The sequence below is a fragment of the Eikenella corrodens genome (assembly GCF_003990355.1).
GTDB classification, from domain to species: domain Bacteria; phylum Pseudomonadota; class Gammaproteobacteria; order Burkholderiales; family Neisseriaceae; genus Eikenella; species Eikenella corrodens_B.
Genome location: NZ_CP034670.1, coordinates 877,801 through 891,115 on the forward strand (window position 1 = coordinate 877,801; position 13,315 = coordinate 891,115).

At 55.7% G+C, this 13,315-nt stretch carries 12 protein-coding genes and 1 pseudogene; 7 read left to right on the forward strand and 6 right to left on the reverse strand.

Annotated features, from left to right (window positions below; translation table 11 throughout):
- Window positions 1-134: 134 nt before the first annotated feature.
- Window positions 135-290, forward strand: a pseudogene (locus tag ELB75_RS04475) (2-oxo acid dehydrogenase subunit E2); the annotation flags it as partial.
- Between the two features lie 176 nt (window positions 291-466).
- On the opposite strand, the gene ELB75_RS04480 reads toward ELB75_RS04475, so the two are convergent.
- From ELB75_RS04480 to ELB75_RS04490, 3 genes are read right to left on the reverse strand one after another with little or no spacing between them, the layout of a single operon-like run.
- The gene (locus ELB75_RS04480; RefSeq protein WP_126982896.1) at window positions 467-1,333 is read right to left on the reverse strand and encodes a peptidyl-prolyl cis-trans isomerase; all 867 of its coding nucleotides are present in this window, start codon (window positions 1,331-1,333) and stop codon (window positions 467-469) included.
- Window positions 1,334-1,369: 36 nt separating this feature from the next.
- A complete protein-coding gene (locus ELB75_RS04485; RefSeq protein ID WP_126982897.1) occupies window positions 1,370-1,648 on the reverse strand; it encodes a BolA family protein in 279 nt (92 codons plus the stop codon).
- On the reverse strand, window positions 1,645-1,935 hold the full coding sequence (locus ELB75_RS04490) for a YciI family protein (protein ID WP_003824304.1): 291 nt from the start codon (window positions 1,933-1,935) through the stop codon (window positions 1,645-1,647). Before ELB75_RS04490 ends, ELB75_RS04485 begins: the two co-directional genes overlap by 4 nt.
- Before the next feature lie 275 nt (window positions 1,936-2,210).
- On the opposite strand from ELB75_RS04490, the gene ELB75_RS04495 reads away from it, so the two are divergent.
- A protein-coding gene (locus ELB75_RS04495) for an IS5 family transposase (RefSeq protein ID WP_126982866.1) occupies window positions 2,211-3,006 on the forward strand; the annotation gives its coding sequence in 2 pieces (ribosomal slippage) (window positions 2,211-2,576 and window positions 2,578-3,006; 795 coding nt in all).
- Window positions 3,007-3,119: 113 nt separating this feature from the next.
- Window positions 3,120-7,271, forward strand: coding sequence for a hypothetical protein (locus tag ELB75_RS04500; RefSeq protein ID WP_164726804.1), 4,152 nt, complete (start codon window positions 3,120-3,122; stop codon window positions 7,269-7,271).
- 291 nt (window positions 7,272-7,562) lie between these two features.
- On the opposite strand, the gene gloB is transcribed toward ELB75_RS04500, so the two are convergent.
- Complete coding sequence (gloB, locus tag ELB75_RS04505; RefSeq protein WP_126982899.1) at window positions 7,563-8,315, reverse strand: hydroxyacylglutathione hydrolase; 753 nt, start codon at window positions 8,313-8,315, stop codon at window positions 7,563-7,565.
- A 79-nt stretch (window positions 8,316-8,394) separates the two neighbouring features.
- Here gloB and ELB75_RS04510 point away from each other — a divergent pair, with 79 nt between their 5' ends.
- The 3 genes from ELB75_RS04510 (at window position 8,395) to ELB75_RS04520 (ending at window position 11,220) form a co-directional block, all read left to right on the forward strand.
- Entirely contained in the window at window positions 8,395-8,991 is a 597-nt protein-coding gene (locus ELB75_RS04510) for a phosphatase PAP2 family protein (RefSeq protein WP_126984201.1), read from the forward strand.
- A gap of 175 nt (window positions 8,992-9,166) precedes the next feature.
- Window positions 9,167-10,408: a multifunctional CCA addition/repair protein gene (locus tag ELB75_RS04515; protein WP_126982900.1), complete on the forward strand. Its 1,242-nt coding sequence runs from the start codon at window positions 9,167-9,169 to the stop codon at window positions 10,406-10,408.
- A gap of 170 nt (window positions 10,409-10,578) precedes the next feature.
- Window positions 10,579-11,220, forward strand: a complete 642-nt coding sequence (locus ELB75_RS04520; RefSeq protein ID WP_126982901.1) for a hypothetical protein — start codon at window positions 10,579-10,581, stop codon at window positions 11,218-11,220.
- Window positions 11,221-11,480: 260 nt separating this feature from the next.
- Here ELB75_RS04520 and lysA read toward each other — a convergent pair whose 3' ends face one another.
- Window positions 11,481-12,701, reverse strand: coding sequence for a diaminopimelate decarboxylase (lysA, locus tag ELB75_RS04525; RefSeq protein WP_126982902.1), 1,221 nt, complete (start codon window positions 12,699-12,701; stop codon window positions 11,481-11,483).
- Between the two features lie 2 nt (window positions 12,702-12,703).
- Window positions 12,704-12,889, reverse strand: coding sequence for an LPS translocon maturation chaperone LptM (lptM, locus tag ELB75_RS04530; protein ID WP_164726913.1), 186 nt, complete (start codon window positions 12,887-12,889; stop codon window positions 12,704-12,706).
- An 84-nt stretch (window positions 12,890-12,973) separates the two neighbouring features.
- Between lptM and cyaY the strand changes: the two genes are divergently transcribed.
- The gene (gene cyaY / locus ELB75_RS04535; protein ID WP_206501502.1) at window positions 12,974-13,297 is read left to right on the forward strand and encodes an iron donor protein CyaY; all 324 of its coding nucleotides are present in this window, start codon (window positions 12,974-12,976) and stop codon (window positions 13,295-13,297) included.
- Window positions 13,298-13,315 lie beyond the last annotated feature (18 nt).

Below are 13,315 nucleotides of genomic sequence, written 5' to 3' on the forward strand. Positions count from 1 at the left end.
GCTACCTGATTATTTCAGGTAGCCTTTTCTATAGTGGATTAACAAAAATCAGGACAAGGCGGCGAGTCGCAGACAGTACACACGTTACGGCAAGGCGAGACAACGCTGTCCTGATTTTTGTTAATCCACTATAGATGGAATCAGTGTGGGACGGTTCTTTCTGCAAGCCGTGCCTGATGTGCCTCTTGAGCCTATCGTTCGACCACCGCGTGATCGACGGCGTAGCGGGTATACGCTTCACTGTGTTTCTGGCCAACCTGCTCAAAGACTTTTGCCGCATTTTCCTGTAAGCGTTCGGACATGATTAAAAGGCTACCTGATTATTTCAGGTAGCCTTCTCTAATCCAGATATAGTGAATTAAATTTAAACCAGTACAGCGTTGGCTCGCCTTGCCGTAACGTGTGTACTGTCTGCGACTCGCCGCCTTGTCCTGATTTTTGTTAATCCACTATAATGCTTAAGTGTTTAGTGGATATTGGCCTGCTGATAGAGGCGGGCAATTTCTTGCTCGATTAGCAGGTTTTGCAAATCTTGTTGGATTTGCGGTTTCAGTTGGGCAAACGGAGGCACGCGCACGGGGCGTTTGGCTTCCATATAGAAGATGGCGAAAATGCCGTTGCTTTCCACCGGGGTTTCGGTGAATTTGCCCTGGCCAAGCGATTTCACGGCGTTATACACCATAGGCGCGCCTTCTTCCAAATCTTTCAGCGGAGTGAAAGTAGGGCTGATGCCGCCATTGGCGCGACTTGGCGTGTCGATGGTGTATTGGCGGGCCACATCGGTAAAGCGGCGGCCGCGTCGGAGGTCGGCCACGGCTTTTTGGGCGTTATCGCGGTTGTTGAGGATGATTTCGCCAAGTTTTACTTCCTGCGTGCCGCGATAGCGGTTGGTGATTTCCTGATAAGCCTGCTGAACTTGGGCTTCGGTTACAGGATTAGAGCGCAGGATGTGCGCCACCAGGGCTTGGGCGGTTACGTTGCCTTCAAAGGTTTCCCAATCTTGGCGGAAGGTGGGTTTGCGGTCTTCGCCACTGGTGCGGGCATCGGTGCGGGCACGTTCGATGATTTGTTTGAATTCGGGGCTTTCGTTTAGGCGCAGGCGGCGTGATTCTTGAATCATCAGTTCGCGGGTAACGAGGCGGCGGGCGATGTTTTCACGCAGTTCCGGCGTATCGGCCACCTGACCGTTGCTCTGTTCGTTAATAATCTTCACCTGCTGGTCGATTGCGGAGCTGTCGATGCGGGTATTGTTTACGGTTACAACAGTTTGAGCAGCCAGCGGGGCGGCAGCCAAAGCAGTGGCCAGCAGTAGTGCGAGTGAAGTTTGTTTCATGTTGTCGTCCTCAAGTTCAAAATGGTTATAGTCGGATTATAAAGGATTTCCCGGCTGGTATTCTTCCGGTGTTTGCGCACGGATGCTCAGTGCGTGGATTTGGGAGGGGTATAAATCGTGCAGTGCCTGTTGGATGGTACGTTGGCGGGCAACGCGGTTCATGCCGGCAAATTTGGGGCTGACGATATGAACCCGGTAATGTCCGCCGCCTTGGTTGCCGGCGTGGCCGATGTGCAAATGACTCTCATCGGCCAGTTCGAGCAAGCTGGGAGAAAAGGCGGCTTCCAAACGCTGACGGATGGTTTGCGCGCTCATGCAGGCAACACTTTCTTAAACGGGCGAATGAGGATTTCGGCATATACGCCTGCTTCCACATAGGGGTCTTGCCCCGCCCATTCTTCAGCTTCGTCTAAAGAGGCAAAGTCTGCCACGATAAGGCTACCTGAAAAGCCGGTTTCGCCCTCGGGTAAGGGGCAGGGGCCGGCCAAAACCAGCCGGCCGGCTTCGGCCAGCTTTTCCAGTCTGGCCAAGTGAGCGCTGCGGGCAGCTAATCTGGCTTCAGTGGAGTCGGCCACATCGGAGGCCATCAGCATGAACAACATATTCGGTATCCTCTCGATCAATAAATTCGGAAAATTAGGCAAAGGCGTTTGCCGCCGTTTAATCTGTAGATAATTTTGCCTGGCTACCCGCGCCTTGCATCATTCTGTAATCCGGTCATTGGCAAGTGCGAGATTGGGTGTTTATCTTAAAGCAAATATGGAAATTCTGCACTCAAATATCGAAAAGCCGAGGATTGGGAGTATGTATTGGCAACAGTGTAAATACGCCAGAATAGACCTCTTGCGAAAGTATCCTGAAGATTTACAATTCCCAAATGAAATACGAAAACCTCATCCAAAGAAGCGACAGGGAATTCAAACGGCTCACAGGTGTAACGCCCGTCCTTTTTCACGAAATGCTGCAAGTCACCACAGAAGCAGAAAGCCGGAAGGTCAAGTCGGGCAGGCCGCATACGCTCGGTTTGGCAGACCAACTGCTGCTTACCCTAAGCTATCTGCGCCATTACCATACCCAACTCGAATTGGCCGCCATCTACGGCCTTTCCGAAAGTAATGTCTGCCGCACCATCCGTAAAACCGAGGACGCCCTCATCCGTTGCAAACGCTTCTCCCTGCCAAAGCACAAGAATCCGGGCGACCAAACGGTCATCATTGACGTTACCGAAAGCCCGATTGAACGTCCCAAAAAAACAGCGGCAGTATTACAGCGGCAAGAAAAGGCGGCACACGGTTAAAATCCGGGTCATATACGGCAGGGAAACGGAAAAAATCATCAGCATCCGGACGGGGATGGGTGCCCGGCATGACATGCGTTTAGCCAAGAGGCACCTTGCAGAGCTTTATCCCTACAAAATAGTCATTGCGGATAAGGGTTATCAAGGATTGGCCAAAACCGGATTACAGACCCCGAAAAAGAAATCCAAACGTCATCCGCCGGACAAACAGGATAAAGAGGCGAACAGGCGGTTAGGCAAACTCAGAACCGTCATCGAGCACATCAACAGGAAACTGAAGATATTCAAAATATTGTCGCTGCCTTACCGCAACAGGCGGAAACGGTTCGGGTTAAGGGCAAATCTGATTGCAGGACTGGTTAATGCGATGGGATGAATATTTTCGCAAGAGGTCTAATAATGTCTGAAGATGTAAAGAACCGTTCTACGAATGAGGCTTCAACCCGTGGGGTTTTCGATATTCTTAAAGAAAAAGTCGCCCAGCGCACTTTGGGAAACGATACACTGTGGAACCCGTCCGACCCCAATACCACCCCTACCGTCGATCAATACCTGCTCAGCAATGTATTCCGGCTGGGGCCGCAGATACTCGGCGAAGGCATGATCCGCAGCGCCCTGTTGAAAGGCAAACAACTTTCCTCCGTTCTAACCAAGGGATTAACCGATGATTATACGGCCGCCATCGATGCCGCCGTGCGTTATAAAACCTTGAACGACATGCTGCCGGAGTGGGATAAAATGATCAACAGCGGCACCGAGTTATCGCCAGCCCTGCGCGAACGCTTGCTGCAAACCAGACAGAAGCTGCAAAGCGGTGCGGGCGACGCTTACCGCACTCTTCTCGAATATACCGAGCATCATTCCCAATTGCGCAGTACAATGGCCAGCAAAGACGGCAGCCGCATTCTGAACAATCTGGTCAGCACCTTGGAATATGATTTGTCTTCCTATGGCAGCAACTTTTCCGGGGCAATGAACCATTTTTTCAATGGTGCTTTATTTGTCAAACTGCTGCATGACGACCTATTCAGCGGCAAAACCCACCGCACCGAGCAGGAGCTGCAAGCTTCGGTGGGCAACTGGCTGGGGTTGCTGGAGCCCTTTGCCAATCCGCCCGCCGCCAAGGGTTATTTCCAAGGATTACGAACCCTGCTGAATGCCACAATTGCTCGTCCGACCGCCTCACTGCTGGGCGGTGCAGTAAGAGGAGGAGTGACAGGGATTATTCTCAGTTTGGAATATGAAGCGGTTTATCATTTTTCAAAATGGGTATTCTCTGATGTTTCTAAGCAGCTATTCGGCAAAGAACTTTACGAAATGGATTGGTTTGTCAACGCAGCAGACAAAACAATCCCCGCCGTACTCGGCCACCTCAGCGGTAACGAACTGGATACCGCTATCGGCTTCATCCACATCCTGGGCACCCGTTTCCGCAGCACCGGCAGCAAGACCTTGGACGATGAAACCATCGGCACCTTGTTCGGCAGCAACGATTATCAGGAAATGAATTTCGGCAGGGTGCTGTCTGTGTATAAAAAGCTGTATGCGCTGTTCAGCGGCTCGCACGATGCCGACGGTTTGACCGATGCTGCACAAATGGCCGCACATATGCAGCAGCATTACCAAATCTTTACCGGTAAAGACGGCTCCAAACCCGTATTGGAGAGTATTACCGTGAAAAAATCCGATCCATTAGATCATAGAGCGCTCCTTAATAATGAAGAGGGAATGGCCTATCGCTATGCACTGTTGAACCTGAACCCGTTTGCTGTATTCGGTAGTATCGATTACCAAGCATACAATACTAATCGAGAATTAGATCTGTACTCTGCCAATAATCCGAACGGCATGACAGAAGGCTACCTGAAAGACCGTAGCAATATGCTCGGCCTAATGAACGAATTCGACTCTGAAAAGACTGCCTACGGCAAGCGTTTCGGCGCATTCGGCTTAATCAATTCGCCTGAAATGGCACATGCTCTGAGAAATATGGATGATGTGCTGTATGAAGATTTCTCCGCCAACGGCGGCAAGGGATTACAGCTCGACATTAACTATAAAAATATGCCCGAATCGGCGAAGCAGCATATCTCCTTTGGTACCAATCAAAACGATGATAAGGGAGAATTGACCGGAGGCAGTAAAAACGACCGCCTCTACGGCCTGGCCGGCGACGATACACTCAAAGGTCTGGGCGGCAGCGACCACATGGAAGGTGGCATCGGCTTCGATACCTACCATATCGAAGACGAAGACACTGTGTTCGACAGCGACGGAAAAGGCAAATTGGTCTTTAAAAACAGCAAAACCGCCGGCCATTTTGAACGCATCGCCGACCAAGACGGTGTTTGGCGCAGCGAGGGCATGCAAGCCATCAGGCAAGGCAATGATTTGAAAGTCAGTGCCGATGGCGACAGCGCCACCATTCAAAACTTCTTTACCCAAGCTGCAGCCGGTACCGACGGCAGCCTCTCCCTTCTAGGCATCACCCTGGCCGATGCCGTCCCCACCGAAGAGCGGCCTTTCCTCGATACCGTTGCCTATGCCGGCGAAGCCAATCTCTACAACACCTTCAACCTCTCCGGGCAACAGCGCTTCAGCATCATCGGCGGCAGTAGGGACGATTTGGTGTTTGCTAACGGCGCCCAAGCCGCCCGCATTGATGCCGGTGCGGGTAACGACCGCATCTACGGCAGCTATGGCGCGGACACCATCTACGGCGGCTCAGGCTCCGACTACATCAACGGCAGCCCGGGCGTAATCGCCGGCACCGGCCGCACCGCCGAACAGCAGGCGGAAGACCGCGATTTCCTGGTGGGCGGCGCAGGCCGCGACGTGGTGGTGGGTATGGCCGGCGACGACATCATCCACACCGGCGAGGTGGGCGAGCACCTGCTCACTGCCGGCAGCGGCGAAGCGGGCGATTTGGCCAGCGGCGGTTTGGGCGACGATAAAATCTACGGCAGCATAGCCAATGATCTTTTGGCCGGCAGCGAGGGCGGCGATACCGTTTACGGCGGTGCGGGCGATGACGTTATCCTCGGCGATGCGCTCTACCGCCTTGCCAGCCGCAGCCTGACTGTTTACCAGGAAGGCACGATCACCGGCCCCGAATACGGCCCGGGCTCCGGCATCGGCGGTATCGGTCATGTTGCCCCGCCTTCTTACCATACCCCCCGGGTGGGCATGGAACATAATTATTCGAATGGCAAATGGGAACACCGGGTGTCCAATGCCGCCTCCCGCTCTCATCCGGATATGGACAAATGGACGGTTTCCATCGACCACGAAAAGGGCGACTATGCCTTCTCTTCGCCCATCCCTGCCATCAATGAAGACCACCGGCTGGCTGCAGGCGGCGGTGCCGACTATTTATACGGCGGATACGGTAACGACCTGATTATCGGCCAAGACGGCAACGATTTCCTTTACGGTGAATCCGGTAACGATATCTTGTGGGGAGACGACAACCGGGATCTGTCTGTTGCCGGAGACGATTACCTGGACGGCGGCGACGATAACGATACCCTGTATGGCGGCGGCGGAGCAGACACGCTGATCGGCGGCCGGGGCAGCGATACGCTGTATGGCGGCACCGGCTTCGACACTTACCTTTTCAATGAAGCCGACCTGAAATATGGCGGCGATCTCGATACGATTGACGATGCGGACGGCCAAGGCCGCATTGTGATTGACGGCACGGCATTGGACGGCCTAACTTGGCAGCGGCAGGATGGCGGCTGGCGCAGCGGCCGTTTCAGCCTGAGCCAAACCGGCAGCGAACTGCATGTTGCCGTAGACGGCTGGCAAAACGGCATTACCGTGCGCAATTTTGCCAATGGCACGCTCGGATTGAACCTTCCTGCCCAACAACCCGAACCGCCCGCCGCCCAACCCAAGCCGGAAACCCCGAATCCAAGGCTACCTGAAACCCCTGCCTTGCCAGACCTTCCGGCCGAAACCAAACCGCAGGAGCCTTCCGTTAATCCGGATCTGCCGGAAACCCCGATTTTGCCCACCAACCCGAGCAATACGGAGCAGCCTCTAACACCGCTGCCGCCTAACAATCCGGGCAACCCACCCGCCAATGCCGCACCGGCAACGCCTCCGGCCGAGCCAAACCATCCGATTCCTACGGAAACGCCGGTTTTGCCGACAAACCCGAGCAATACCGGCGGACAGATCCCGCCGATGTTGCCCGACAATCCCGCCTACTCCGTTGCCCCCGCTCCGGTTGTGCCGCCCAAGCCGGTTAAGGCCAAACGGCGCCTGTCTGTTTTCAGCAGACGGAAGGAGCAAGTGGTAAACAGCTATTCTTCTTGGAAACAAAAGGCTGAAGATAAGGTTTCTTCCGGCATCCTCTCCTGGAAACGCCGCCGGGCCGCGAAAAAAGCTGCAACGGCACCCCTCCAGCCGCAACAGCCCGCAACCATACTCCCGCCTTCCCATAGCCCCTTCAAGCGGCACCGCAGGGCGGCCGCTTCCGTGGGCACATCGGCAGCATTTGCCCACATTCCGCAACAGGCGGTGGCACTGACCCATGCCATGGCCGCTTTCGGCAACGGCCAAGGCAGTGCCGCAAGCGGTACTGTTTCGGCTCCCCCTAATCCGGCAGCCATCCTGACCACGCCTTCCGTGTAGTCGGTGTTGTGTATACAAAGTCATCCAACGGGCGGCTTTGTTTGCGTCTGCCTTCTTCGCCAACATGCCTATGTAGCTTGATTATAGTGAATTAAATTTAAATGCTCGCCTTGCCGTAACGTGTGTACTGTCTGCGGCTCGCCGCCTTGTCCTGATTTTTGTTAATCCACTATAAGATGGCGATGGTGAAAGATTGCCGCTAAAAGGCTACCTGAAAAATTTAGCTTCGCAGAAACTCGCTAGCTCGTTTTCAGGTAGCCTTTTTATCTCCGCAGCCAAGCTGCCGCGGGGTTAAAAATGGTTTTTTAATTCGCGCAGGGCGGTGAAGACTTGTTCTTCGCTATGCAGGCTTTGGCCGGCGAGTTCGGCGGTGCGGGCGGCTACCTGAAAATCGGCGGTGCGCAGGAAGGGGTTGATTTGCCGCTCGTGGGCGAGGGAGACGGGCAGAGTGGGCGTGTGCGCGGCGGTGGCCAGGCTGGGGGCGATGTGGGGATTGTGCGGCTCGATGTGCGCGGCAAAACGCAGGTTGGCGGCGGTGTATTCGTGAGCAGGGTAGAGCAGGGTTTTTTCAGGTAGCCTGTTGATGCGTTGCAGGGAGGCGAAGAGTTGGGTGGGGGTGCCGTCGAAAACGCGGCCGCAGCCTGCGGAAAAGAGGGTGTCGCCGCAGAAGAGCCGGGCTTGCCCGCCTGCTTGCAACAGGTAGCTGAGGTGGGTTTGGGTGTGGCCGGGGGTGTGCCAAACGTTCACTTGGCTTTGCCAGAGCGGCCAGCTACTGCCTTCGCCTACGGTGTGGGTGGCGTGTGGGATGTCGTGGTTGGCGTAAACGTGGCAGTCGGGGAACTGGCGGATGAGCTCGGGCAGGCCGGCGGTGTGGTCGGCGTGGTGGTGGGTAATCCAGATTTGTTGCAGCGCCAGGCCGTGGGCTTTCAGGTAGCCTATTACGGGGGCGGCATCGCCGGGGTCGATGCAGACGGCTTCGTTGCCTTGTTGGAGCAGCCAGATGTAGTTGTCGGCAAGGGCTTGGATAGGAGTGATTTTGAACATGATGGCGATGTTAATAAATTGACAAAAGGGTGGCCGATTGCTAGCCTTCACAGCATTTTACACGATAAGGGGGCGGCAGATGACTGCTGTGGATTATGTAGTGAATTTGGTATTGAGCGGGATTTTGATTGTGGGGGCGTATCAGTTTTATTTTTTCACCCAGCGCCACCCGCTGCGGCCGGCGCAGGTGCTGCATTCGCCGCTGGATGAGAAGATTCCGTTTGTGGCTTGGTGGTCGTGGGTGTATAGCTTTTTGTATTATCCGGCAATTTTGTATTTAAACTGGCTGATGGCGGATTCGCGCCAGTTTGTGATGACGGCGTTTAGCTTTTTGATTTTGCTGTTTGTGCAAATGATGTTTTTCTGGCTGTGGCCGGTGTCCACGCCGCCGCACTGGCGCAGTGTGAACACGGGCAAAACGGCTTCGGAGAAGTTTTTGCTGTTTGTGCAGAAGTTCGACCAATCCACCAACTGCTTCCCGAGTATGCACGTTTCGGTGGCGATGCTCACGGCCATGTATGCCTACCCGAGAATGGGCGCGGTGGCGTTTGCCTTTCCGGTGTTGATTGCGCTTTCCTGTATGTTTACCAAGCAGCATTATCTGATGGATTTGCCCGCCGGCGCGTTTTTGGGCTGGCTGGTGTTTAAGCTGTATGGCTGGCTGATGCTGGGGTAAACGGGAGGCTGCCTGAATATTCAGGTAGCCTTTATTGCCTGTTTGGGTATAGTGAATTAACAAAAACCAGTACGGCGTTGGCTCGCCTTGCCGTAACAGTGTGTACTGTCTGCGGCTCGCCGCCTTGTCCTGATTTTTGTTAATCCACTATATTTGCCGATTCAAGAAAGCGATTATGGAAACCTATCTGGTGGGCGGCGCGGTGCGCGATGCCTTGTTGGGGCGGGAAGTGAAAGACCGCGATTGGGTGGTGGTGGGCGCTGATGCGCCGGCCATGCTCGCGGCGGGCTATCAGCCGGTGGGCAAGGATTTTCCGGTGTTCCTGCACCCCGAAACGCATGAGGAATACGCCCTGGCGCGCACCGAGCGCAAAACCGGGCGCGGCTATGCCGGCTTCACTTTCCACGCCGAGCCGGACGTTACCCTGGAGCAAGACCTGCAACGGCGCGACCTCACCATCAACGCCATGGCGCAGGATGCGGCCGGGCAGATTATCGACCCCTTCGGCGGGCAGGCCGATTTGGCCGCGGGCATATTGCGCCACGTTTCCCCCGCCTTCGCCGAAGACCCGGTGCGGATTTTGCGCACCGCGCGGTTTGCCGCCCGCTACGGTTTTCAGGTAGCCCCCGAAACCCTGCGCCTGATGGCGGATATGGTGCAGAGCGGCGAAGCCGATGCGCTGGTGGCCGAGCGAGTGTGGCAGGAGTTTGCGCACGGGCTGATGGAAGCGCGGCCGGTGCGCATGATTGAAGTGCTGCGCCAATGCGGCGCGCTCGCCGTGCTGCTGCCCGAAGTGGAAGCCTTGTTCGGCGTGTCGCAGCGCGCAGACTACCACCCCGAAATCGACAGCGGCATCCACACCCTGCTCACCCTGCAAAGCGCCGCCGATGCCGGCCTGAGCCTGCCCGAACGCTACGCCGCGCTGCTGCACGATTTGGGCAAAGCCGTCACCGCGCCCGAAATCCTGCCCGCACACCACGGCCACGAGGAAGCCGGCGTGCCGCTGGTGCAGGCCGTTAATCAGCGCTGGAAAGTGCCCAAAGCCTGCGCCGACTTGGCTTTGCAAGTGTGCCGCTGGCACGGGCAGCTGCACAAGGCGGCCGAATTGCGCCCGCAAACCGCCGCCAAAATTTTGCAGCAAACCGATGCCTACCGTCGCCCCGAACGCTTCGCCGCCATGCTCAACGTGTGCCGCGCCGACGCGCAAGGCCGCCTCGGCTTCGAACACGTCGCCTACCCGCAACGCGAACACTGGCTCGCCCTGCTCGCCGCCGCGCAGCAAACCGACACCGCCGCCATCGCCGCCGCCCATGCCGAGCAACCGCAACGCATCGCCGAAGCCATCGCCGCCGACAGGCTGGCGCGGATTAAGCCCTTGCAGGAAGCGTATCGGCGGGAACAGGGAAAGGCTACCTGAAAAGCGCAGGCTTCAGCGCAGCGGAAAATACGCGGGCAGACCAATGGGATATAGTGGATTAACAAAAATCAGGACAAGGCGGCGAGCCGCAGACAGTACACACGTTACGGCAAGGCGAGCCAACGCTGTACTGGTTTTTGTTAATCCACTATAAAACGGAAAGGGACAGTATGTTGAATAAATCAGATGTGAAAGAATTTTGCGTTCGCTTGGCGGGGGAGTATCCCGGCTGGGAATATAAGGCGAGTGTTTTTAAGAATAAAACGTTGAAACATTCGGAGATTTGGATTGATCCTTCTTGGGTATTGCACCTTTCGGCAATGCCTAATGTCCGTGTTTTTAATAAATCTGTTACCAAGATCTTAAAAGAAGGATTTCAAGATCCATATATACCAAAATGGACTGCCCGTATGCTAATTCTTAGCCCGGATGCCCATAACCATTGCATGATTTATCAAAAGCTGGTGCACACCCTACCTGATGCCGAAGCCTATATCCGCGATTTTTTTGAACGGGGTTTGGATTTGGTGGAGTGTTATTTCAGTAATCCGGACGAAAAGGAGTTTCTGGCCGGTTATCCGATTTATGGCGAATTCCCCGCACCCTCTACGGATGATGCCTACGAAGGCTTGGGCAACTGTATTGCCCGCGCCATCCTGCTGGACTTTGATTATGTGGAACGGTTTATTAAAGATGATTTTCCTACGATTCGTCCCATTAGCGAGAAACGTCGCGAGCGCGTAGCCCAATGGCTGCCCATCTGGAAAGAACGCGCTGCCGAAACCGGCAGCATCCTGCCGCCGAAGAAGTAAAGCCGGGCAGGAGCGGCGGGATAGGCAATAGCGCCGCAGTGTATATTTTCAGGTAGCCTCCGGCAGGAAAGAGGCTACCTGAAAAATAACGCCGCCGTCTCCATTCTAAATAAACAGCGGCGTTTTGTTTGTATAGTGGATTAACAAAAATCAGGACAAGGCGGCGAGCCGCAGACAGTACACACGTTACGGCAAGGCGAGACAACGCTGTACTGGTTTAAATTTAATCCACTATATATCTGCCGGTAGCGATCACGGAGTTATAAACAGGCCAGCTCCCGCTCCAGCATTTCGGTAATCTGCTCGCGTGGGCGGATAAGCCGGAATTCGCTGCCGTTTACCAATACTTCGGCGGCGCGCGGGCGGGTGTTGTAGTTGCTGGCCATGCTGGCGGCGTAGGCGCCGGCGCTGCGTATCACCAAAAGATCACCGGTTTGGGCGGCGATGCGGCGGTTTTGAGCGAGAAAGTCGCCGGTTTCGCACACGGGGCCGACTACATCGGCGGTAAAAGTGTTGCCGGGTTGGGGGTTGGTGTTGTCGATGTGATGGTAGGCCTGATAGAGCGCCGGGCGCATCAGGTCGTTCATAGCGGCATCGACAACCACGAAATATTTGTCGCCGTTGCGTTTTACGCGCTCCACGCGGGTAAGTAGCAGGCCGGCGTTGCCAACCAGGCTGCGCCCGGGCTCGAGGATGAGTGAGAGTGCCCGATTGCCAAGCAGATGACGAACGGCTTGGGCGTAAGCAGATAGGTCGGGCACAGTTTCATCGTGATAAACAATGCCAACGCCGCCGCCTAGGTCGATGTGTTCTAATTCAATGCCCTGTGCAGCCAGGCGGTCTGCCAGATCCAGCAAGCGCCCGCAGGCTTCCACCAGCGGTGAGAGGTTGGTGAGCTGAGAGCCGATGTGGCAGTCGATACCGGTAATGCGCAGGTGCGGCAGGGTGGCGGCGTGGTAGTAGGCAGCTTCTGCATCTTCCATGGCAATACCGAATTTGTTGGCTTTCAAACCGGTGGAAATATAGGGGTGGGTTTGCGCGTCCACATCGGGGTTGATGCGCAGAGAAACGGGCGCCACAATGCCGCATTCGGCTGCAGCGGCGTTGAGTTGGCCTAGCTCGGGCAGACTTTCCACATTGAAGCACTTGATGCCGGCCTCCAGCGCATACATCATTTCAGCGCGGCTTTTGCCCACGCCGGAGAAAATGGTTTGGTCGGCACGGCCGCCGGCGGCCAGCACACGAGCCAGTTCCCCGCCGGATACGATGTCGAATCCACAGCCCAAACCGGCAAAATGGCGCAAAATACTCAGATTCCCATTAGCCTTCACTGCGTAACACAGCAAAGGACTAAGCCCGTCAAAGGCGGAGGCATAGTTTTCATAGGCTGCAGTAAGCGCAGCCTGGCTATACACATACAACGGGGTGCCAAACTCCTCGGCCAATGCGTTGAGGGAGACGTTTTCGCAATATAAAGACATGGTTATTCACTCGAAGGCAGCGGTTGCGGCGCCACATCGGGCATCGGCGCGATGGGGCTGAATTGCAGGCCGGTTTGCACGGGGGCGAAGCGGGCGCGGTCGCTTTCTTTGGGCAGGTAGAGGTCGCCTTTATAGCCGCAGGCGCTCAAAAGCAGGGCGGCGGCGAGGGCGGGGAGCAGGGTTCGCATCATCACATCAACTCGAAATTGCCTGAAACAGGCGGCTGTGGCAAGATGGCGCATCTTAAACAAAAAAGCCGCGGTGCACAAACCATCATGAACGAAACCGAATTTTTGCGCTATTCCGACCAGTTGTTTGCCCACATCGAAGACCAGCTCGACCAATGCGGTGCCGATTTCGACTGCGAACACAACGGCAATGTGCTCACCATTGAGGCCGACAACGGCACGCAGATTATCGTCAACCGCCACACGCCGAACCAGGAACTGTGGATTGCTGCCAAAAGCGGCGGCTACCACTTCGCCCTGCGCGAGGGCGAATGGCGCTCCACCCGCGACGGCAGCAGTTTTTTCGCCATGTTGAACGAAGTGCTGGGCGAGGCGGCGGGCGAAGCGGTGGAAATCGAGCCGTTGTAGTTGGGGCTGCTGCTTGTA

What these genes read in the sequence shown, in the direction of transcription:
- ELB75_RS04515 (WP_126982900.1), top strand. Translation starts at nt 9,167, where the DNA reads ATGGAAACCTATCTGGTGGGCGGCGCGGTGCGCGATGCCTTGTTGGGG.
- ELB75_RS04520 (WP_126982901.1), top strand. Translation starts at nt 10,579, where the DNA reads ATGTTGAATAAATCAGATGTGAAAGAATTTTGCGTTCGCTTGGCGGGG.
- gloB (WP_126982899.1), bottom strand. Translation starts at nt 8,315, where the DNA reads ATGTTCAAAATCACTCCTATCCAAGCCCTTGCCGACAACTACATCTGG.
- lptM (WP_164726913.1), bottom strand. Translation starts at nt 12,889, where the DNA reads ATGCGAACCCTGCTCCCCGCCCTCGCCGCCGCCCTGCTTTTGAGCGCC.
- lysA (WP_126982902.1), bottom strand. Translation starts at nt 12,701, where the DNA reads ATGTCTTTATATTGCGAAAACGTCTCCCTCAACGCATTGGCCGAGGAG.
- ELB75_RS04490 (WP_003824304.1), bottom strand. Translation starts at nt 1,935, where the DNA reads ATGTTGTTCATGCTGATGGCCTCCGATGTGGCCGACTCCACTGAAGCC.
- ELB75_RS04480 (WP_126982896.1), bottom strand. Translation starts at nt 1,333, where the DNA reads ATGAAACAAACTTCACTCGCACTACTGCTGGCCACTGCTTTGGCTGCC.
- ELB75_RS04485 (WP_126982897.1), bottom strand. Translation starts at nt 1,648, where the DNA reads ATGAGCGCGCAAACCATCCGTCAGCGTTTGGAAGCCGCCTTTTCTCCC.
- ELB75_RS04510 (WP_126984201.1), top strand. Translation starts at nt 8,395, where the DNA reads ATGACTGCTGTGGATTATGTAGTGAATTTGGTATTGAGCGGGATTTTG.